Raw genomic sequence first — 19,247 nt, 5'->3', positions numbered from 1 at the left:
GCGGGAGGCCCCCGAAGGCGTCAGGCGGTCCCTTCCACTTGGACCGTTTCAGCCGTCCTCTTGGACCGTTTAGCCGTTCGGGTAATTGCCGCCGTCGGCGCCGTCGCCGATCAGGAAACCACTGCCGGTATCGATCATCAACCGCTGGTCGACATTGTCGAGACGACGCAACAGGTCATGGTATTGCGCGGCCGGTATCCTGCCATGATAGGACGCGGCGACTTTCTCTGCCGCCTGACTGATGTGGGCCGTGCGCATTTCCAGGCGTTCCGCCACGGCCGGGGTGATGTTGTTGGCCTGTCTTGCGTCCACGATGCCCTGCCGGACGCCCTGCACCTGTGCGATAAGCGCCTCGACCGCGGGCCAGTCATGTCGGTCGGATCGGTCGCGTCGAGAGCGCCCTTGTGATGGCCCGCGGCATAGGCACCGGCAAGCGGAACGGCGATGAGGAACGCCGTGAGTGTAGCAGTTCTAAGCGAGGTCTTGAAAGAGCGCATCACGCGTCTCCTCTTGTAGAGGAAAGCGGCGGTTGTCCGCCTGCCTTCCGGCCTTGGGCCGTCCGGTTCCGTCGCGTCGCGATGAGGGGGATTCATCGCCGGCGGTTCTCGGCCCGGGCGGCAAGCTAGGACCGCCCCGCGACAATGTGTAATTAAAAAAAGATAATCTTTTCAGGCCTTGCCGGCCTCGATATGCGCCCTAGAGTTGAGCCGACGAACAAGTTCGCGTGAGTTCGCGTGATGATGGATCAACGTTCGGTGAGCTTCAGTTCAATACGGCGGTTCTTGTTGCGCGCCTCTTCGGTGTCGGCGGGATCGAGCGGCTGGAACTCACCGAAACCGGCGGCGACGAGGCGGTTGGCCGGCACGCCGTTCTCGATCAGGAATTTCACCACCGAGGTCGAACGGGCCGTCGACAGCTCCCAATTGTCGCGGTAACGGCCGGCGCCGGAGAGCGGCTTGTTGTCGGTATGACCGTCGACGCGCAGCACCCAGTTGATCTCGGGCGGGATTTCCTTCTGCAGCTCGATGATGGCGTCGGCGAGTTTTTTCATCTCGACCTTGCCGGCATCGTTGATCACCTCGGAGCCGGTCGGGAACAGCACTTCCGACTGGAAGACGAAGCGGTCGCCGACGATGCGGATGTTCTCGCGGTCGGCGAGGATTTCGCGTAAGCGGCCGAAGAAGTCGGAGCGGTAGCGGTTCAACTCCTGCACGCGCTGTGCCAGTGCGACGTTGAGGCGACGGCCGAGGTCGGCGATCTTGGTGTTTGAATCGCGGTCGCGGATTTCGGAGACGTTGAGCGCATCCTCGAGCGCGCCGATCTGCTTGCGCAGTGCCGCGATCTGCTGGTTGAGGATCTCGACCTGGCTCAGTGCCTGCTGGCTGATCTGGCGCTGGCTGTCGAGTTCGCCGCCGAGCGCCGCGGCGCGCTGGTTGGCGGCGTCGCCGGCGCCCGCACCTTGCGCCAGCAACTGCTGGAGCCGGCTCCTTTCCGCTTCCGCCGCCGACAGCGATGCCTGCAGATTGGCCAGCGAGTCATCCTTGTCCTGCGCCGTCGAGCGCTCCAGCGCCAGCAACTGCGTCAGTTCGTTGATCTGGGAGTTGAGGCGCGAGAGTGCCGTATCCTTGCCGGAGATTTCGCGTCCCAGCAGGAACTGCGCCAGCACGAAGACCGTGAGCAGGAACATGATTGCCAGCAACAACGTCGACAGCGCGTCGACGAAGCCCGGCCAGTAGTCGATGCGGCGATCGGTGCGCCGGCCCCTGGCGAGTGCCACTTCAGTGCACTCCGGGCTTCTTCAGGGCATCGGCGATCTTTTCCAGTGTGTTGCGCATCGCCTTCTGCTCGTCGGACTGGGCTTCGACCCAGTCGCGCATGATCTGCTGTTCCGAGCGCATGTTCTTGACCAGGCCGGAAATGCCGTCGGCGAGATTGGCCATGGCGGTGGCGACGCGCGGGTTGGAGCCGCCGCCATTCTCCTGCATGCTGCGCAGCCGTTCCGACAGCACCCGGATCTCGTCGGAGGATTCGGTCTTGGCCGGGTCGGCGACGACGATGTCCGACGACAGGTCGGTCACCGAGGACAGCCAGTTTTCCAGTTCGGTGTAGAAGCGCGTCTGGGCGCGGCCGGCCTGCAGGTCGAGGAAGCCGAGCACCAGCGAGCCGGAGAGGCCGAACAGCGAGGACGAGAAGGCCGTGCCCATGCCGGCCAGCGGCGCGGAAAGCCCCTGCTTCAGGGAATCGAGCACCGCGGCGGCGTCACCGGTGCCGGGATCGAGCGATTCGATGGTCTCGCGGATCGAGCCGATGGTGTTCAACAGGCCCCAGAAGGTGCCGAGCAGGCCGAGGAACACCAGCAGGCCGACGAGATAGCGCGAGGTGTCGCGGCTTTCGTCGAGGCGGGTGGCGATGGAATCGAGCATGGTGCGCATCGAACTGGTCGAGAAGGCCATCGCCGAGGAACGGCCGATCATCGCCTTCATCGGCGCCAGCAGCACCGGTTCGGTCGTCTCAGAGCCGGCACGGAAGGAGTTGACCCAGCGCACTTCGCGAAACAGTCGCCCGACCTGGGCGAAGGCCAAAAGGATGCCGACCACCAGCACGCCGACGATCAGGCCATTGAGGCCGGGATTGCTGCCAAAGGCGGTCGAGATTTGTCGGGTCAGAATGGCGGCGATGAAGGCGACGATGACCAGGAAGATCACCATGGTCAGCAAAAAGACCTGCGGGCTCGATAGTTTATGCGGGTCGTAGATCAGGACATCAGAACGTCTGCCCATGCCGAAGGATCTGAGAAAAGCCATCCGTGCCCCGTTTCCGATGCCGCCGCCGATCACGTAAACCGCGACTCTAAACGGAATTGTGACCAAATTGAATGGCGCTTGGCAATATTGCCGCGTCGATAGTGTCAGAGGCGATTGATGACCAGACAGTCGACCATGGCGGCCAGATGCAGGCCGGCGCCGGTGACGACGAAACCGTGCCACAGCGCGTTGTGGAAGCGCAGCCCCTTCCAGGCGAAGAAGATGACGCCGCAGGAATAGACAATGCCGCCGGCGACGATCAGCGCTATCGATGTCGTCGGCAGCGTCTGGACAAGCGGCTTGACCAGGATGATGCCGCTCCAGCCGATGGCAAGATAGAAGCCGATCGCCAGCCGGTCGAAACGGCCGGGAAAGAACACCTTGATGGCAATGCCCAGCACTGCCGCGGTCCAGACCAGCACGATCATCCAGCGCGCCAGCGGCGAGCCTTCGAGCTGCGCCAGAAAAGGCGTATAGGTCGCGGCGATCAGCAGATAGATCGCGGCGTGGTCGAAACGCCGCAACACCCATTTTGCCGGAGACGACACCGGCCACAGATTGTAGGTCATCGACACCGAGAGCACGGTGAGCAGCGAAACCACGTAGAAGGCGGCGGCGATGTATTCGCCCGGTCCGACACGAAACGCCGCCAGCGCAAGCAGTGCGGAACCGGCCGATATCGCCAGCACGATGCCGACCGCGTGGACGACACCGTCTGCGATCATCTCGGCACGCGAATAGTGCCAGCGTCCGATGAACGGGATATCGGGGTAGGGTTCGTTGTCTCTCACTAAGCCGGGTTCCTGCACCGCGCCCTCCAATTTGGGCGCATGCCGGGCAGTATTTCAAGCTTTCGTTGCGGTTTTGCGACTGCGGCGCATCAGCGCGGCGTGCCTGTCAGCGCGCCGAGAGCGGCTTCTTGACGGCCTTAAGCAAAGCGCGTTGGATGACCTCGTTGCCGGCGACGACCGAACCGTTGTCGAGCATGTCCTGGCCGCCGTCCATGTCGGAGACGAAGCCGCCCGCCTCGCGGATCAAAAGCAGCCCGGCGGCGATGTCCCAGGCCGACAGGCCGGTTTCCCAGAAGCCATCCATGCGGCCGGCGGCGACATAGGCAAGATCGAGCGAGGCGGAGCCGAGGCGGCGGACCCCGGAAACCTCGGCCATGACGTTGCGCAGTTCGACCAGGAAATTGCCGTGGTGGCCGCGGCCGAGATGCGGCATGCCGCAGCCGATCACGGTGTCGACCAGCTTGATGCGGCCAGCGACGCGCAAGCGGCGGTCGTTCATGAAGGCGCCGCCGCCGCGTTCGCAGGTGTAGAGTTCGTCCATCGCCGGATTGTAGATGACGCCGGCGACGATCTGGCCCTGGCGCTCCAGCGCGATCGAAACGGCAAAGAGCGGAATGCCGTGCAGGAAATTGGTGGTGCCGTCGAGCGGGTCGACGATCCAGCGATGCTGGCCGTCGTCGCCTTCGACCGCACCGCGCTCCTCCATCAGGAAGGAATAGCCCGGCCGTGCCTTGGACAGTTCGGCAAAGACGATGTCCTCGGCCTTGCGGTCGGCCTGGCTGACATAGTCGCCGGGGCCTTTCATCGAGACCTGCAGGTTCTGCACTTCGCCGAAGTCGCGCGACAGCGAGCGGCCGGCCTTCATTGCGGCCTGGACCATGACGTTGAGAAGGGCTGAGCGTGCCATAGTGCTTTTTCCCGGTGCTGCGCTTTAAACTCCGCCTCGATGCATGTCGGTGACCCAGAACCGGGGCCACTTTTGGGCGACATGCGTCAGTCGGCGCGGCGCACGTAAGTGATTTCGTTGGTGTCGACGATGATGCGCTCGCCGGCGCCGATAAAGGGCGGCACCAGGACGCGGATGCCGTTCTCCAGGATCGCCGGCTTGTAGGACGATGCCGCCGTCTGACCCTTCACCACCGGGTCGGCCTCGGTGATGGTCAGCGTCACATAGTCGGGCAGCGAAATGCCGATCGGCCGCTCTTCGTAGAGCTGGACCGTCACCATCATGCCGTCCTGCAGGAAGGCGGCGCGATCGCCGACGAAGTCCTTGTTCAATTCGAGATGCTCGTAGCTCTGGGTGTCCATGAACACCAGTGCGTCTTCCTGCGCGTAGAGGAAGGAAAAATCCTTCAGGTCGAGCCGGATCTGTTCGACCGTCTCGGCCGAGCGGAAGCGCTCGTTGAGCTTGGTGCCGTTGATGAGGTTCTTCAGTTCGACCTGATTGTAGGCGCCGCCCTTACCGGGCTTGACGGTGTTGGTCCTGACCGCCACCCAAAGGCCGCCATCATGCTCGATGACATAGCCGGGACGGATTTCGTTGCCATTGATCTTGGCCATGATGAGATGATCCGGAATGATGACGGCCACGCCGTCGGTATGGGATGTTCGCTGGGAAAGCGATTTCGGGCTCCCAAGACCACAAATCGCCAGAAGAGGCAAGGGAGCGGGCAGGTCGGTGCCAGGCGAGGGGAGCCGAGGTTACACTTGCAATGACCGCGAGAACCGCCGTCAAGGCAGCCGGTTGGCCTTCTGCAGCGCCTGCTTGGTCTGGTCGTCGTCCAGCCCCTGCAGGAAGTCGTCCATCTGGGGGTCGATGAGGCCGGCACGGCGGGCGACGACGTACCAGGCGCCGGCAAGCACAAGGTCCGCATCGGTGCCGATGCCTTGCATATAGAGCTTGGCCAGGCGGTTCTGGGCGGCGACATTGCCGCCCTCCGCCGCCTGCTTCATCCAGCCGAAGGCGGATTTCAGGTCGCGCGCACCGCCGCGGCCTTCGATCATCCAGGCGGCGAGATCGATCTGCGCGGTGTCGTAGTTCTGCCTGGCTGCCTGCGCCAGCAGGCGCCTTGCCTGGGCGTCGTCGCGTGGCTTGCCGCCGACGCCATTGGCGTAGATCTGCGACATCGCATATTGCGCGTCGGCGAGGCCGGTCGCGGCGGCGCGCTCATAGTAGGAGACCGCCTTGGCCATGCCGGCATCGCCGGGGTCCTGCTGGACCAGCATCTGCGCGAAATTGAATTGCGCCAGCCGGTTGCCGGCTTCGGCGGCGGCCTGCATCAAGGCGTAGGCCTCTTTTCCATCCTTTTTGACATAGCGGCCGTCGAGCAGCATCAGCGCATACTGGAACTGCGATTCCGGCACACCCTGTTCGGCGGCCAGCGCGTACCATTTCGCCGCCTGCGCCGAATTGACCGGTACACCGAGCCCCCGCGACAGGATCTCGGCCACCAAGGTCTGCGCCGCCGGATCGCCGTTTTGCGCCCGGACCAATGCCAGATTGTAAGCTGTCTTGTAGAGACCGCGCTGGAAAGCGCCATAGGCCGCGTCGGCGGGTTTTGCGCCGAAGCGGTCGGGATTGACCGTGTCGGCCGACGGCAGCGGCGCCGGCTCGGCCGTGGTGGCGGGTTGCGGCAGCGGCTTGTCGATCGGCTTGTCGGTGTGCACGCCGATTTCCGGCTTGGGCTGCGGCAGCGGGACGGTCTCCGCGGCCGCCGCCTGGACCATCAGCACGGCAAGCAGAGCCTGGAGGGGAAGCCTCGCCGAGGGCACGTCAGTCCTCGAAGCGCGGCGCGGTCTCGTCGAGCAGCGCGTTGGCGGTGGCGACCGCTGTCTTGGGATCGGTGCCGTCGGCAAACACGGCGCTCGACAGCGCCACGAACTCGGCACCTGTGGCGCCCACGGCTTCGACCGAGGCGATGTCGGATCCGGCCATGACGATGCACGGGATCTGGATCATGTCGGCCCACCATCTGCCGAGCGACAGGTTGCGCGGATGCGGTTCGGGCTTGTTGTCGTAGCCGAAGCGGCCGAAGAAGATGTAGTCTGGCCGTGTCTCGCCAAGCTCGAGCGCGTCGTCACGCGTCTTGGCGCCGCCGGTGCCGACCATCATCTTTGCCTGGAAATGCTCGATCGTCTCGGCGAGCTCGGCCTTGGAGACCTCGACATGGATGCCGTCGGCCTGGACGCGGCCGGCTATGCGGGTGTCGCCGGCGATGATGACAGCAACGCCGGCGGCTTGCGCCGCCGGCACGATCTGTTCGGCGAAAGCCTGGAAGGAGGCTTCATCCATGCCGTTCTCGGGCAGGATCAGCGAAGCGACATCGCCGCCATCGAATGCCGCGACAATACGGGCAGCCGGCACGCCGGACGGCGCGATCAGCACGATGCGACAGCGATTGGGGGGCGTTGCTTCATTCATGGTTCTTCGGGTCCCGCGTTTCGCCTATGCCGGGCGAAGATGGTTGGATTGCGGCATAGAGCAAAGTGCCCGCTTTGAACAGGCGGGCAGCCGGGATCGCGACGTTTGACCCGCCGGGCAGCCGGCGGGGCGCTTCATTTGATCGGGTGCGGACTCGCGACGGGCGGTTTGCCCTTCCACAGCGTCCAGCCGAGATTCATGCCGGCGGCGGCGATCAGGATGGCGGTGGCGCCGACGACCTGGCTCAGATGCAGCCGATGGCCGAAGGCGACGACATCGACCAGGATGGCGACGACGGGATAGATGAAGGACAGTGATCCCTGCAGATGCGTCGGCAGCTTCTGGATGGCGCCGTACATCAGTATGTACATCAGGCCGGTGTGGACGATGCCGAGCGTCGCCAGCATGGTCCAGCTCCAGGCATCCGCTGGAAGCTGGGAAAGATTGGCGAAGGGCGCCAGCATGACCACGCCGACGCAGACCTGGATCAGCGCAATCAGGTGCGGTGGCGTGCCCTTGAGCTTCTTGGTGACGATGGCGGCGACGGCCCAGAAGAAGGCCGCGCCCAATGCCATGACGATGCCGGTGAAATAATCCGTGCCGACATCGCCCGAGTCGGGCGTAGCCTGCACGATCAGCACCATGCCGGCGAAGGCGATGGCCAGCCAGGTCAGCTTGGTCAGGGTCAGCCGTTCGGCGAAGAAAAGCGCACCGAAGCCGACCAACATGAAGGGCTGCGTGTTGTAGACAGCGGTGGCGATCGAGATCGACGCGCGCGAGAATGCGCTGAACAGCAGCAGCCAGTTGACGACGATGGCGACGCCGCCGAGCGCGGCGATGCCGATGATGCGCAGCGACAGCTTGTTGCGCAGCAATCCCAGCCCAGCGCAGATGATGAGCAGCGTCAGCGCGCCGAAGGCGCAACGCCAGAACACCACATCCATGATCGGCTGGCCGGACAGGACGACGAACCATCCGATCGTTCCCAGGATGGCCATTGCGGCGGACATTTCGACCGTGCCGCGTACTGTCTCGTTCACAACAAACCTCCGTATCGGTTGAGCCGCAATAATCTCATGCTGCCGCGAAGCTTTCCATCTGATTGGAAAGGGTGTATGGCCTGTTGGCCTAATTATATTAGGAGAAACTCCGAATTATCGGGGAAAGAAAAAGATGCTGGACGATCTCGACCGAAATCTCCTTGAAATCCTGGTCAAGGATGCGCGAACCTCGCTGAAGGAGCTGGCCGCCCAGGTCGGACTGTCGTCGCCAAGCGTTTCGGAGCGGCTGCGACGGCTCGAGGAGCGCGGCGTCATCCGCGCATTCACCGTCGAGATCGATCCGCTGGCGCTCGGCTATACCTTGCAGGCGATCGTGCGCATCCGGCCTTTGCCGGGCAAGCTGCACATCGTCCAGAAGCTGATCGAGGACATCCCCGAATTCGGCGAATGCGACAAGGTGACGGGCGATGACTGTTTCGTCGCCCGGCTGTTCGTGCGTTCGATCGGCGATCTCGACGGGATTCTCGACCGTATCGCAGACAAGGCCGAGACAAGCACCGCCATCATCAAGGCGCAGCCGATCCGGCGGCGTCCACCGCCGCTCGATGCAGCTTCACCGCGCGACAGGGCAAAGGTCTTGCAGGCATCCTGATCGAGTTGGTGGAAAGCCGGTGGCCGGTTGGTTAGTGTGCCGGCCCAAACGAGGCCGGAACCATGGCGCAGAACATATACGACCGTGAGGATTTCTTCGCAGGCTACAGCCAGCTCGGCCGTTCGGTCGAAGGGCTGGAGGGTGCCGCCGAGTGGCCGGCACTGCGCGCCATGCTGCCCGATGTCGGCGGCTTGAGGGTCGTCGATCTCGGCTGCGGCTTCGGCTGGTTCTGCCGCTGGGCCCGCGAGCATGGGGCGGCGCAGGTGCTTGGCCTGGATCTGTCGGAGAAGATGCTTGCCCGGGCAAGGGCCGCCGGCCCGGATGCGGGCATAGACTATGAGACGGCCGATCTCGATCGGCTCAGCCTGCCGGAAGCCAGCTTCGATCTCGTCTACAGCTCGCTCGCCTTGCACTATGTCGAGGATGTGTCGCATCTGTTCGGGACCGTGCATCAGGCCCTGGCGCCTGGCGGGCATTTCGTTTTTTCGACGGAACATCCGATCTTCATGGCGCCGACCAAACCTGGCTGGGTGATCGATGCCGAAGGCCGCAAGACGTGGCCTCTCGACCAGTATCTAGTGGAAGGACCGCGCAGCACCGACTGGCTGGCCAAGGGTGTCGTGAAACATCACCGCACGATCGGCGCCACGCTCAACGCTCTGATCCGGTCCGGCTTCACTATTGGCCATGTCGAGGAATTCCGCCCGACAGCCGAGCAGATTGAGGCCAAACCCGAACTGGCTGAGGAACTCGAGCGGCCGATGTTCCTGCTGGTCTCGGCGCGTCGGTAGGCACAGGCCTGCGTCGGCTCGCATGTGCGGCCGCCACGCTCATATTTGCTGTCGCTCCGCCCGGCATTCTGGGCTATTCAAGCGTCGACACGCTTTCCCTCCGGACCAGTCCCCCTCCCATGTCAGGCCTGCTTCTCGACCCGTGGTTCTATGCGGCCGCCATTCCGGCGGTCATTCTGGTCGGCCTGTCCAAGGGCGGCTTTGGCGGCGCCGTCGGCTTCGTCGGCGTGCCGCTGATGGCGCTGACCATGCCGCCGGTGCAGGCGGCGGCCATCCTGCTGCCGATCCTGTGCCTGATGGATATCGTCTCGGTATGGACATGGTGGGGCGTTTATAACAGAAAGATGCTGGTCGACATGATGCCGGGCGCCGTCATCGGCATTGGTCTCGGCTGGCTGACGGCGGCATTCGTCACCGAAGAGGCGGTGCGGCTGATCGTCGGCGCCGTCGCCATCATCTTCGTCCTGCGCTGGCTCTATCTGCAGTTCCGCCATGGCGCCAACCACGCAGCCGCGCCCAACCGTGTGGCCGCCGCCGTCTGGGGCACGGTCGCGGGTTTCACCAGCTTCGTCGCCCATGTCGGCGGGCCGCCCTTCCAGGTCTATGCCTTGCCAATCCGGCTCGATCCGAAGGTTCTGTCGGGCACCGCCGCGATCTTCTTTGCCGCCACCAATGCGCTGAAGCTCGTGCCCTATTTCGCGCTCGGCCAGTTCGACACCGCCAACCTGACGGCGTCGGCGGTGCTGATGCCGCTGGCGCCGCTGTCGACCATCGCCGGGGCGTGGCTGGTGCGACGGATGCGCCCGGAAACCTTCTATCCCTTCACCTACGCAACCGTCGCGGTCGTGGCGCTGAAGCTGCTGTGGGATGGCATCGCAGGTCTTATGTAGAAAGGCGGCTGCGCCGCCGCCCGTCATCAGGGGGTCAGGCAGCGCTCGGGACCAGGCGACGGTTACCGCCAAACGCCAGCGTGGCACCCGCCACGACGACCAGCACCATGCCGGCGAGGATGCCGATGTCATGCACGGTCGGTTTGAACACCATGTCGGCAATGATCACCAGCATCACCGCATAGTCGAAGCGTGCCGCGCTCATCATGCGCTGGCCGATGGCAAGAACGGCTGGCGTGACGCCCTCCTTGGCGATCATCTCGCCCATGCGCTCGCCGGTCGGCTTGAAGATGAACATGCCGATCGAAAAGGTCGTGGCGTAGCCGGCCAGGCCGATCAGGATCCACAGGTCGGAGAAGCCGACCCAGAACCAGCACATGATGAGGCCGAAAATCAGCGTCAGCATCGACATCGGCGCAAAGAACCTGCCGCCCAGCTGACCGCTGGCGCGCATTGCCTGCAGTTTTTCCTCGATGTTGCCCGCCCGCTCGGCAAGCATGCCCAGCAGGAACAGCACGAAGCCGCCTCCGACCCACAGAATGGCGGTAGTGACGTGGAGGAATTTGACGATCGAGTACCAGTCCATGGGTTGCTCCTGCAGTGTCCGGTCAGGTTTGCGGCAGCGCTGATTTGCGCCGGCCGTCAGAGGAGCGGGCGTTTTGCGTGGTGCCTGTTTCGGTACGATGTCGCGAAAAATTCGGCTCTGTTTCAGCCTGCCCTCAACTTACGAAGTCGCCGAGATTGTGAATGCACTATCTGATTTTCTGCTAATATACGGATGTCGGGAGGGGTTGGCGCGACATCGTCCGGATACGCTGCCGATGCTAGTGCGCCAATGCCGGGAGCCCGGTGGCGACAACAATCGCCTGACGATCAACCCATTCCCGCAAACGGGAAAAGGCAATTCGGGGGACCATTATTATGCAAGGGATAGCACGGAATTTCTTCACGCTGGCCATCATCTATTCGCTGTGCGGCATGGCGCTCGGCCTGTACATGGCGATCAGCCAGGATCACGGACAGATGCCGACCCACGCCCACACGATGGTGGCCGGATGGCTGATGTCGGCGGTCTTCGCCTTCTTCTACCATTTGTTTCCGGCAATCGGGCAGAAGACGCTCGCTACCGTTCATTTCTGGCTGACCGCAATCAGCGGTATCGGCCTGCTGATCGGCCTCTATTTCCTGCTTGCCGGCAATGCCGCGATCGAACCGCTGGTGGCGGCCTCCTCGATGGGCTTCTACGCAGCCATGCTGTTGTTTGCCTTCATCGCCTTGCCCGCCGTCTGGAGAGCCTGAGCTAGCCTGACGTAGGAGATGCTGTGCTGTTACGGCACAGTATGGCGGCGTTCGGTCAAAAAACATCCGCGCCGTTAAGGCTTCATTAAGCTTTACAGGTGTTTACTATGTTCATCCAGTGATCTGGATTCTTACCGAGTGGTTGGAGCCACTTTGTTTGACGCCTCCCTGTTAAACTCCTGAGAGCCGCCTTATCCGCGGCTCTTTTTTTGTCTTCATTTCCCTTTTTGTCCGCATCTCGGCGGGGGCCGCCCAATGGCGGCTCGCCGTTAACCTTCTGTTAAACATGTGCTTGCCTTCGCCAGTGACGAAGCGCATTTTCAAGCTTCAGTCAGATAGGGTTCCGGGTGTATCGGCAGGGAGCCGAATCGGCCGGTTGCAAGTGCAGGGGCGTATCAATGAACGAGCCTTCGAAGGGCAGTGCGAAAACCGTCAAGCTGGCGGAGCGCCGGGTTTTCTCGCAATCCTTCAAGCCGCTTTACCAGGAAGGCATGGGCCTGGTCGAACAGGCCGCCGAATATCTCGACGGCAAGGGCCGGGCCGAGGCAAAGAAACTGTCGCGGCTGGGCGCCACGCTCTATGCGGCCGAATCGATGCGGCTGACCACCAGGCTGATGCAGGTTGCGTCCTGGCTGCTTTTGCAGCGCGCCGCCAATTCCGGCGAGATGACCCGCGACCAGGTCGCGTCGGAAAAGTCCAAGGTGCGCCTCGACACCGCTTCCGCCCATGACGAAGCCACCGGCTGGGCCGAGCTGCCCGAGGATTTCCTCGACCTCGTCACCCGCTCGCTGCGCCTGCAAGCACTGGTGCGCCGCATGGACGAGGAGATCTATGGCTCGGGCGCCTTGGTCGACATGCAACCGATGGCGCGCCGCCTCAATCCGGTTTCCGACCAGATCAGCCTGCTCAACACGGCTTTCGCTCGGGGTTAGACCTCGGTCTGTCTTTCTGTTTCCGGTTTGTTCACATTTCGCTGGCATCGCTGTGGGCCGGAGGTAAAGTCGGCAAATGGCGGAAGCGATTCGCATCATCGGTATCGATCCGGGGCTTCGGCGCACCGGCTGGGGCATCGTCGAAAGCCTCGGCAATTCGCTGCGCTTTATTGCTTCAGGCACTGTGAAGTCCGACGACAAGGCGGCGCTGGCAACGCGGCTGTGCCAGCTGCATGACGGGCTGGCGGATATCCTGCACAGCGCGATGCCGCACGAGGCGGCGGTCGAACAGACCTTCGTCAACAAGGACGCCGTGGCGACGCTGAAGCTCGGCCAGGCACGTGGCATCGCCATGCTGGTGCCGGCGCGTGCCGGTCTCGTCGTTGCCGAATATGCGCCCAACGCCGTCAAGAAGGCGGTGATCGGCGTTGGTCATGGCGACAAGAAGCAGATCCACATGATGGTGAAGGTGCTGTTGCCAAAAGCCGTCTTCGACACCGAACATGCCGCCGACGCGCTGGCCATCGCCATCTGCCACGCGCATCATCGGCAAAGCGTGGCCTACAGGATGGCGCTGGCCGGCTAGCTATGTTCTTGACTTGTTCACGTTGCAGGGATAAGTAATACCGCAGAGGTATTACCATGCGCGTGACCACCAAGGGGCAAGTTACAATCCCCAAGCCGATAAGGGACCGTCTGGGCATCGCCCCGGGCTCCGAGGTGGAGTTTGTGGCCACCGACGAGGGCGTTCGGCTGGTTGCCGTCAACGAGAACCTCTCCCAGGAAGACAAATTGCGCAGGTTCAGCGATGTCCTCGACCGGATGGAGGGGACGTTGGATCTGGGAGGCATGACCACCGATCAGTACATGGAGTGGTTGAGGGGGCCGCGTGAAGATCTCGACGTTGATTGACACAAATGTCCTGATCGACGTCTGGGGACCGGCCGGACCGCTGACAACATGGTCGGCGTCGGCGATTGCTTCCTGCCGCCGTGATGGAGCCTTGGTGGTCAACACCATCATTTGGTCCGAACTCGCGCCACTGATAGCGACGGAAACGGCGCTTCGAAAAGCAGTCGACATGCTTGAGATGGATCGCGAACTTGTACCTTGGGACGCGGCATTCCTTGCCGGCGTCACGCATTCCCGCTATCGCCGGGCCGGTGGCATCAGGGAAAGAACCTTGCCCGATTTCTTTATCGGCGCTCACGCGACCGTCGCTGGACATCGTCTTTTGACCCGCGACGCCGCGCGTTACCGCAGTTACTTCCCGGAGCTCGACATCATCTCTCCTGAGACGCACCCATGAGAGCCCATCTTCCATGAAAGGTCTGGCATGATCGGCAAGCTCAAGGGCACGCTCGACGAGGTCGACGAGGACCATTGTCTCGTCGATATCCATGGCGTCGGCTATGCCGCCTATTGCTCGGCGCGCACGCTGGCCGCGCTGCCTTCGCCCGGCGAAGCGGTGGTGCTGTTCATCGAGACCTATGTGCGCGAGGACATGCTGCGCCTCTACGGCTTCCAGTCGCAGCTCGAGCGCGAGTGGTTCCGGTTGCTGATGAACAATGTGCCGGGCGTCGGCGCCAAGGTGGCGCTGGCCATCCTGTCGACGCTGGCGCCGGCGGATCTCGCCAACGCCATTGCGCTGCGCGACATCGCCATGGTTTCGCGCGCGCCCGGCGTCGGCAAGAAAGTGGCCGAGCGCATCGTCACCGAATTGAAGAACAAGGCGCCGGCCTATGCCGGCACCGCCTCGGGCACCATCGGCCTGAAACAAGAGCTCGGCGACGGCGTGGCATCCGCGCCGATAACCGACGCGGTCTCGGCGCTGGTCAATCTTGGCTATTCGCGCGACACCGCCGCCAATGCTGTGGCGGCGGCGCTGAAGACGGCGGGCGAGGATGCCGATGCGCCGAAGCTGATCCGCTTCGGGCTGAAGGAACTGGCGCAGTGATATGGTTGTTGGAAAAGAAAATTCCAACTATCATATGATTGGTAGGAAATTTCTTAGAAAGTAAGAAAATGGGTGCTTACGCCAGTCTGACCTCGAAGGGTCAGCTTACAATTCCAAAAGATGTCCGGGATGCGCTGTCACTCAAAACGGGTGACATGATCGCCTGGACGGTCATGGATGGCTACCTGATTGGAACACCGCGCAATCTCGACTTTGCGGACCTCGCCGGATTTCTGGGCGATCCGCCCGGCGGTCCGGCGTCACTGGAGGAAATCGACCTCGCGGTGCGGGATGCAGTTGGTAGGCATGTTGTCGGAGACGGATCGCAAGGCGGACGAGAGGGCGACGAGTGACGTCGATCGGCATTGATACGAACGTTCTGCTTCGAATGGTGCTGAACGACGATGCAGAGCAACGGGCGAAAGCCCTCGCATTCGGCGAAGGCCTCAGCGACGATGCTCCCGGCTTCGTCAGCTTGATCGTGCTGGTGGAATTCAGCTGGTCGTTGATTTCGCGCTACAGACTACCGAAAGAGCAGATGCAGGCGGCAATCCAGAGACTGTTGAAGGTCAAGACACTGTTGTTCGAAGATTTCGATGCCATCGTGATTGCGCTCGAAAGATCAAATTTGCCGCAGGTAGATTTTGCCGATGCGCTGATCGCCGAGCACAATCGAAATCTGGGTTGCTCGCATACAGTCACGTTCGATCAGCGGGCCGCCAAGTCCATTGCCAGTATGGAACTGCTCGCATGAGCCTGTCGCCCCGCCTGATTGCGCCGGAAAAACGCGGCGAGGATGCCGAGCAGACCTTGCGGCCGCAGACGCTCGACGATTTTGTCGGCCAGGCGGCGGTGCGGGCCAATCTCAAAGTGTTCATCGAGGCCGCCAAAGGCCGCAACGAGGCACTCGACCACGTACTGTTCGTCGGGCCACCCGGTCTGGGCAAGACGACGCTGGCGCAGATCATGGCGCGTGAGCTCGGCGTCAATTTCCGCTCGACCTCCGGCCCGGTCATCGCCAAGGCCGGCGATCTTGCCGCGCTGCTGACCAATCTCGAGGAAGGCGACGTGCTGTTCATCGACGAGATCCATCGGCTGAGCCCGGCGGTGGAGGAGATCCTCTATCCGGCGATGGAGGATTTCCAGCTCGACCTGATCATCGGCGAAGGACCGGCGGCGCGTTCGGTCAAGATCGACCTTGCCCGCTTCACGCTCGTCGCCGCCACCACGCGGCTCGGCCTGCTCACCAATCCGCTGCGCGACCGTTTCGGCATTCCGGTACGGCTCAATTTCTACACGGTCGAGGAGCTGGAGCAGATCGTGCGGCGCGGCGCGCGCATCCTGCAAATGCCGCTTGGCGACGACGGTGCGCTGGAGATCGCGCGGCGTGCGCGCGGCACGCCACGCATCGCCGGCCGGCTCTTGCGCCGTGTGCGCGATTTCGCCTCGGTGGCCGGCGACGGCCATGTCGACCGCAAGATCGCCGACGAGGCGCTCACTCGGCTGGAGGTCGATGCGCTCGGCCTCGACGCGCTCGACCGGCGGTACCTCAGCATGATCGCGCGCAATTTCGGCGGCGGGCCGGTCGGCATCGAGACGATCGCCGCCGGCCTGTCAGAGCCGCGCGACGCCATCGAAGACATCATCGAGCCTTATCTGATCCAGCAGGGCTTCATCCAGCGCACGCCGCGCGGCCGCATGCTGACGGCCAATGCCTGGCGCCATCTCGGCCTCGACGCGCCGAAGGATCTGGCGCAGCAGCAGATCAACCTGTTCCAGGAAGAGTAATTTTCCGGCGCGCCGTCCGTGAGCGATCAACGCAGCCCACGGATCACGTCCATTACATCCGGCTCGGCCTTGTCGCCGTTGAAGGCGTCGACGATGCCGAAGGCGCCGCCATAGCTCCACACCGACCATGAGAAGCCATGCGCTTCGGCGCGCGCGATCATGTCCTTGACATAGGCGGCCCGGAACTCGGCCGGCATCACATAGGCATTGCCGTATTCCTGGCGGATCATGCCGAACTCGCCCAGCGTGATGTCTTCCGGCTTGACGCGGTTGGCCTTCGCCCATGCCTCGACCTTTTTGAACGGCGCATCCATCAAGCCGAGCAGTTTGTCGGGGCTGTCCATGCTGGCGACCTGTTCGTCGAGATAGGCAAGCAGGCCGCTCTGCCGCGTCCATGGCGCCTCGGCCTTGATCCTGGCGCGGATGGTGTCGAGCGTCACGTCGAGCTGTGCCTTGGGCACCGCGCTCAGCGGATAGGGCAGGCCAGTCACATAGGGGATGAAGTCGCCGGCCCAGGTTGCGCCCTGATGGGTGAGCAGGAACGGATCGTAGGAATGGAAGGTCCAGATGACGTTGTCGTCCGGTATTGTTTTCGGGTCGATCTTTTCCAGCGAGTTCGCAGCGGAATAGCAGGCACCAGTCAGGATCAAGGTTAGCTTGGTGGCCGAGGATCGCGCTGCCGCGAACAGTTTGCGCTGGCGGTCCGGCCACAGGCTGGTGCCGTCGCTGTCGCAGTCGACGATCGGTTCGTTCATCGGCTCGAGAGCCACTTGTCTGGGATCTTCGCCGGCCAGCGTGCGGGCCATCTTGCGCACCATCTCGAGATAGGCGTCGAAGGTCCGCGGGTCTTCCATCACTTGCGCCATGCCGATCTTGCGGCTGCCGCCGGCCGGGATCAGGTGCATGTCGACGACGACTTTCAGTCCGGCGCGGTTGATCATGCGCACGGAGTCCAGCACGCTGGCATAGAGGTCGTCACGCAAGGCCACGGTCTGGTCGGACAGGAAAGGCGAAGGGTCGACCGGCATGCGCAGGAAATCGAGGCCGGCATCCTTCAGTGCCTTGAGATCGTTCTCCCCAAGGAATTTGCGCCACTCCGGATAGGGCAGGATGGCCTTGGCGTCGCCCCATTGGTCTTCGCCGGGCCATGTGACCCATTGGTCGAGATTGAGGCCGCGCTTCATCGAAAAGCTCGCCGCCTGGCTGGGCCACGCCAAGGCCGCGAGCACAAGCAGCGCCGCCATCAAGGTCTTGATCATCTCCGTCAACAGTGCCATCCGATGCTGTGCCACGCGGGAAACAGGTGCCTCGTCGGGGCTGAAAAAGGAAGCGCAATGGGCGATCATGGTGAATCGGCGACGCTGCTGGCTGGGCTTTCCGGTGCGCTGACGGCGTTCGGCCACCGGCTGATGGCGCGGGTCTATTATGCCGACACGGATTTCTCCGGCGTCGTCTACCATGCGCGCTATCTCGAATTCTTCGAACGCGGCCGCTCCGACTATCTCCGGCTGACCGGCGTGCACCACACCGAGCTTGCCGACGGCAAGCATGGCGAAAGAATAGTCTGGGTGGTGCGCCGCATGGAGATCGACTTTCGCGGCCCCGCCCGCATTGACGACATCCTGACGGTCGACACCCGCACCGAGGAGATTTCCGGCGCGCGCATCTTCATGGCGCAGCAGCTCAAGCGCAGCGACGAGGTGCTGGTCAAGGCCAAGGTCGAGGCGGCGATCATCGGCGAGAATGGCCGCCCAAGGCGTTTTCCCAAGGAATGGGTGGCGGCGTTCATGCCGAGGGTGCGCTGATATTCAGGTGATGCCGGCCTGCAAACAGCAGCTTCCTGCGCTTCCGGTGCTCGCGTACGAAAAGTACGCTCCGCTCCGGTTCTCGGAATCTACCGTTTTCGGCTCGGCCTGACCTGAATCTCAGCACACCCTAGGCGCAGCCATTGAATTGATGGCCTTGCCGCGGGGCGTGGCAATGCGCCGCGCCTTATATACTAACCCATCCTTAACCATAACGGTTCATGAAGAGATTGGCGAAGATTGGCGTTATCGAACGCCTTCCTTTCACCAATATTTGCCCCGAAAAGGCCGATAACGGCACAGTTTGGGGTTGTTCCGGTAGCTTCGTGCGAACCGACCACAAGGGATGCCAGGGGCCAGCCGCCAGCTTCGCCCGGAAAATCTTAAGGACGTAACGATGGAAAATATCGCACTCGCCGATCCGGGCGCGCAATTGTCGGTTTGGTCGCTGTTCGTTTCGGCCAGTTGGGTGGTCAAGCTGGTCATGATCGGCCTGCTCTGCGCCTCGGTCTGGACCTGGGCGATCATCGTCGACAAGCTGGTTTCCTATGCCCGCATGCGGCTGGCGCTCAACCGGTTCGAACAGGTGTTCTGGTCGGGGCAGTCGCTGGAGGAGCTTTACCGCACGCTCGCCGACCGCAAGACCACCGGCATGGGCGCCATTTTCGTCGCCGCCATGCGCGAGTGGAAGAAGAGTTTCGAGAAGGGCGCCAAGTCGCCGCTCGGCCTGCAGACCCGCATCGACAAGGCAATGGACCTGGCGCTGACTCGCGAGATGGAAAAGCTGGAAGGGCGCCTCGGTTTCCTTGCCACCACCGGCTCGGCGGCACCCTTTATCGGCCTGTTCGGCACCGTCATCGGCATCATGACCTCGTTCCAGGCGATCGCCGGCTCCAAGAACACCAGTCTCGCGGTGGTTGCGCCCGGCATTGCCGAAGCGTTGCTGGCGACGGCCATCGGCCTGCTCGCCGCCATTCCGGCCGTCATCGCCTACAACAAGCTGTCGTCCGACGCGAGCAAGATAGCCGTGCGCATGGAAGGGTTCTCCGACGAGTTCTCCGCCATACTCTCGCGCCAAATCGATGAAAAAGTGGCCCCCAAGGCCTGAGGAGTAGC

At 63.0% G+C, this 19,247-nt stretch carries 24 protein-coding genes and 1 pseudogene; 14 read left to right on the top strand and 11 right to left on the bottom strand.

Translation table 11 applies throughout. The annotated features are described in order from the left end of the window. Positions 1–69: 69 nt before the first annotated feature. From NKJ11_RS08140 to NKJ11_RS08100, 9 genes and pseudogenes are all read right to left on the bottom strand, one after another. Positions 70–497, bottom strand: a pseudogene (locus NKJ11_RS08140) (hypothetical protein). A 248-nt stretch (positions 498–745) separates the two neighbouring features. Further along, complete coding sequence (locus tag NKJ11_RS08135) at positions 746–1,777, bottom strand: peptidoglycan -binding protein (RefSeq protein WP_023811834.1); 1,032 nt, start codon at positions 1,775–1,777, stop codon at positions 746–748. Position 1,778: 1 nt separating this feature from the next. Then, a complete protein-coding gene (locus NKJ11_RS08130; RefSeq protein ID WP_013529124.1) occupies positions 1,779–2,804 on the bottom strand; it encodes a MotA/TolQ/ExbB proton channel family protein in 1,026 nt (341 codons plus the stop codon). 104 nt (positions 2,805–2,908) lie between these two features. After that, positions 2,909–3,595: a PAQR family membrane homeostasis protein TrhA gene (gene trhA, locus NKJ11_RS08125; RefSeq protein WP_352554259.1), complete on the bottom strand. Its 687-nt coding sequence runs from the start codon at positions 3,593–3,595 to the stop codon at positions 2,909–2,911. 106 nt (positions 3,596–3,701) lie between these two features. Beyond that, the gene (locus tag NKJ11_RS08120) at positions 3,702–4,502 is read right to left on the bottom strand and encodes an inositol monophosphatase family protein (protein ID WP_352554258.1); all 801 of its coding nucleotides are present in this window, start codon (positions 4,500–4,502) and stop codon (positions 3,702–3,704) included. Positions 4,503–4,588: 86 nt separating this feature from the next. Continuing rightward, positions 4,589–5,155 carry an elongation factor P gene (gene efp, locus NKJ11_RS08115; protein ID WP_352793030.1) on the bottom strand — a complete coding sequence of 189 codons (567 nt, stop codon included), beginning with the start codon at positions 5,153–5,155 and terminating at the stop codon, positions 4,589–4,591. A 171-nt stretch (positions 5,156–5,326) separates the two neighbouring features. After that, entirely contained in the window at positions 5,327–6,367 is a 1,041-nt protein-coding gene (locus NKJ11_RS08110) for a tetratricopeptide repeat protein (protein ID WP_352793028.1), read from the bottom strand. A 1-nt stretch (position 6,368) separates the two neighbouring features. Then, complete coding sequence (locus NKJ11_RS08105; RefSeq protein WP_352793027.1) at positions 6,369–7,016, bottom strand: thiamine phosphate synthase; 648 nt, start codon at positions 7,014–7,016, stop codon at positions 6,369–6,371. A gap of 134 nt (positions 7,017–7,150) precedes the next feature. After that, positions 7,151–8,056 (bottom strand): DMT family transporter, encoded by a 906-nt coding sequence (locus tag NKJ11_RS08100; protein ID WP_352678054.1) that lies wholly within the window; start codon positions 8,054–8,056, stop codon positions 7,151–7,153. Positions 8,057–8,189: 133 nt separating this feature from the next. On the opposite strand from NKJ11_RS08100, the gene NKJ11_RS08095 reads away from it, so the two are divergent. The 3 genes from NKJ11_RS08095 (at position 8,190) to NKJ11_RS08085 (ending at position 10,350) form a co-directional block, all read left to right on the top strand. Then, the gene (locus tag NKJ11_RS08095) at positions 8,190–8,669 is read left to right on the top strand and encodes an Lrp/AsnC family transcriptional regulator (RefSeq protein ID WP_127296193.1); all 480 of its coding nucleotides are present in this window, start codon (positions 8,190–8,192) and stop codon (positions 8,667–8,669) included. A 62-nt stretch (positions 8,670–8,731) separates the two neighbouring features. Next, positions 8,732–9,460 (top strand): class I SAM-dependent methyltransferase, encoded by a 729-nt coding sequence (locus tag NKJ11_RS08090; protein ID WP_352793026.1) that lies wholly within the window; start codon positions 8,732–8,734, stop codon positions 9,458–9,460. Positions 9,461–9,579: 119 nt separating this feature from the next. Further along, positions 9,580–10,350, top strand: a complete 771-nt coding sequence (locus NKJ11_RS08085; RefSeq protein ID WP_352793025.1) for a sulfite exporter TauE/SafE family protein — start codon at positions 9,580–9,582, stop codon at positions 10,348–10,350. 34 nt (positions 10,351–10,384) lie between these two features. On the opposite strand, the gene NKJ11_RS08080 is transcribed toward NKJ11_RS08085, so the two are convergent. Next, entirely contained in the window at positions 10,385–10,936 is a 552-nt protein-coding gene (locus tag NKJ11_RS08080; RefSeq protein ID WP_352793024.1) for a DUF2269 family protein, read from the bottom strand. 335 nt (positions 10,937–11,271) lie between these two features. Between NKJ11_RS08080 and NKJ11_RS08075 the strand changes: the two genes are divergently transcribed. From NKJ11_RS08075 to ruvB, 9 genes are all read left to right on the top strand, one after another. Beyond that, a complete protein-coding gene (locus NKJ11_RS08075) occupies positions 11,272–11,649 on the top strand; it encodes a hypothetical protein (RefSeq protein WP_352793022.1) in 378 nt (125 codons plus the stop codon). A 398-nt stretch (positions 11,650–12,047) separates the two neighbouring features. After that, positions 12,048–12,581 carry a protease adaptor protein RcdA gene (gene rcdA, locus NKJ11_RS08070; protein WP_023811844.1) on the top strand — a complete coding sequence of 178 codons (534 nt, stop codon included), beginning with the start codon at positions 12,048–12,050 and terminating at the stop codon, positions 12,579–12,581. A 76-nt stretch (positions 12,582–12,657) separates the two neighbouring features. Then, on the top strand, positions 12,658–13,167 hold the full coding sequence (gene ruvC, locus NKJ11_RS08065) for a crossover junction endodeoxyribonuclease RuvC (protein ID WP_127296188.1): 510 nt from the start codon (positions 12,658–12,660) through the stop codon (positions 13,165–13,167). Between the two features lie 56 nt (positions 13,168–13,223). Further along, positions 13,224–13,493 carry an AbrB/MazE/SpoVT family DNA-binding domain-containing protein gene (locus NKJ11_RS08060; RefSeq protein WP_023811846.1) on the top strand — a complete coding sequence of 90 codons (270 nt, stop codon included), beginning with the start codon at positions 13,224–13,226 and terminating at the stop codon, positions 13,491–13,493. Next, positions 13,471–13,890, top strand: a complete 420-nt coding sequence (locus NKJ11_RS08055) for a type II toxin-antitoxin system VapC family toxin (protein WP_023811847.1) — start codon at positions 13,471–13,473, stop codon at positions 13,888–13,890. The genes NKJ11_RS08060 and NKJ11_RS08055 overlap by 23 nt, the downstream gene beginning before the upstream one ends. Before the next feature lie 27 nt (positions 13,891–13,917). After that, on the top strand, positions 13,918–14,538 hold the full coding sequence (gene ruvA, locus NKJ11_RS08050; protein ID WP_352611400.1) for a Holliday junction branch migration protein RuvA: 621 nt from the start codon (positions 13,918–13,920) through the stop codon (positions 14,536–14,538). Positions 14,539–14,606: 68 nt separating this feature from the next. Continuing rightward, the gene (locus NKJ11_RS08045; protein ID WP_023811849.1) at positions 14,607–14,891 is read left to right on the top strand and encodes an AbrB/MazE/SpoVT family DNA-binding domain-containing protein; all 285 of its coding nucleotides are present in this window, start codon (positions 14,607–14,609) and stop codon (positions 14,889–14,891) included. Then, positions 14,888–15,292, top strand: coding sequence for a type II toxin-antitoxin system VapC family toxin (locus NKJ11_RS08040; protein WP_127296186.1), 405 nt, complete (start codon positions 14,888–14,890; stop codon positions 15,290–15,292). The genes NKJ11_RS08045 and NKJ11_RS08040 overlap by 4 nt, the downstream gene beginning before the upstream one ends. Further along, on the top strand, positions 15,289–16,326 hold the full coding sequence (gene ruvB, locus NKJ11_RS08035) for a Holliday junction branch migration DNA helicase RuvB (protein ID WP_023811851.1): 1,038 nt from the start codon (positions 15,289–15,291) through the stop codon (positions 16,324–16,326). The genes NKJ11_RS08040 and ruvB overlap by 4 nt, the downstream gene beginning before the upstream one ends. Positions 16,327–16,352: 26 nt before the next feature. Here the strand turns inward: ruvB and NKJ11_RS08030 are convergent, their stop codons facing one another. Then, the gene (locus tag NKJ11_RS08030; protein ID WP_128305343.1) at positions 16,353–17,603 is read right to left on the bottom strand and encodes a glycoside hydrolase family 5 protein; all 1,251 of its coding nucleotides are present in this window, start codon (positions 17,601–17,603) and stop codon (positions 16,353–16,355) included. 57 nt (positions 17,604–17,660) lie between these two features. On the opposite strand from NKJ11_RS08030, the gene ybgC reads away from it, so the two are divergent. Together ybgC and tolQ are read left to right on the top strand one after the other, a co-directional pair. Continuing rightward, positions 17,661–18,131 carry a tol-pal system-associated acyl-CoA thioesterase gene (gene ybgC, locus NKJ11_RS08025; RefSeq protein WP_128305344.1) on the top strand — a complete coding sequence of 157 codons (471 nt, stop codon included), beginning with the start codon at positions 17,661–17,663 and terminating at the stop codon, positions 18,129–18,131. A 397-nt stretch (positions 18,132–18,528) separates the two neighbouring features. Then, complete coding sequence (tolQ, locus tag NKJ11_RS08020) at positions 18,529–19,239, top strand: protein TolQ (protein ID WP_013529145.1); 711 nt, start codon at positions 18,529–18,531, stop codon at positions 19,237–19,239. Positions 19,240–19,247 lie beyond the last annotated feature (8 nt).

Source organism: Mesorhizobium sp. M0243 (genome assembly GCF_040321775.1).
Lineage (GTDB): Bacteria > Pseudomonadota > Alphaproteobacteria > Rhizobiales > Rhizobiaceae > Mesorhizobium.
The sequence above is the reverse complement of the archived record's forward strand: the minus strand, read 5'-3'. Positions and strand labels throughout refer to the sequence as shown.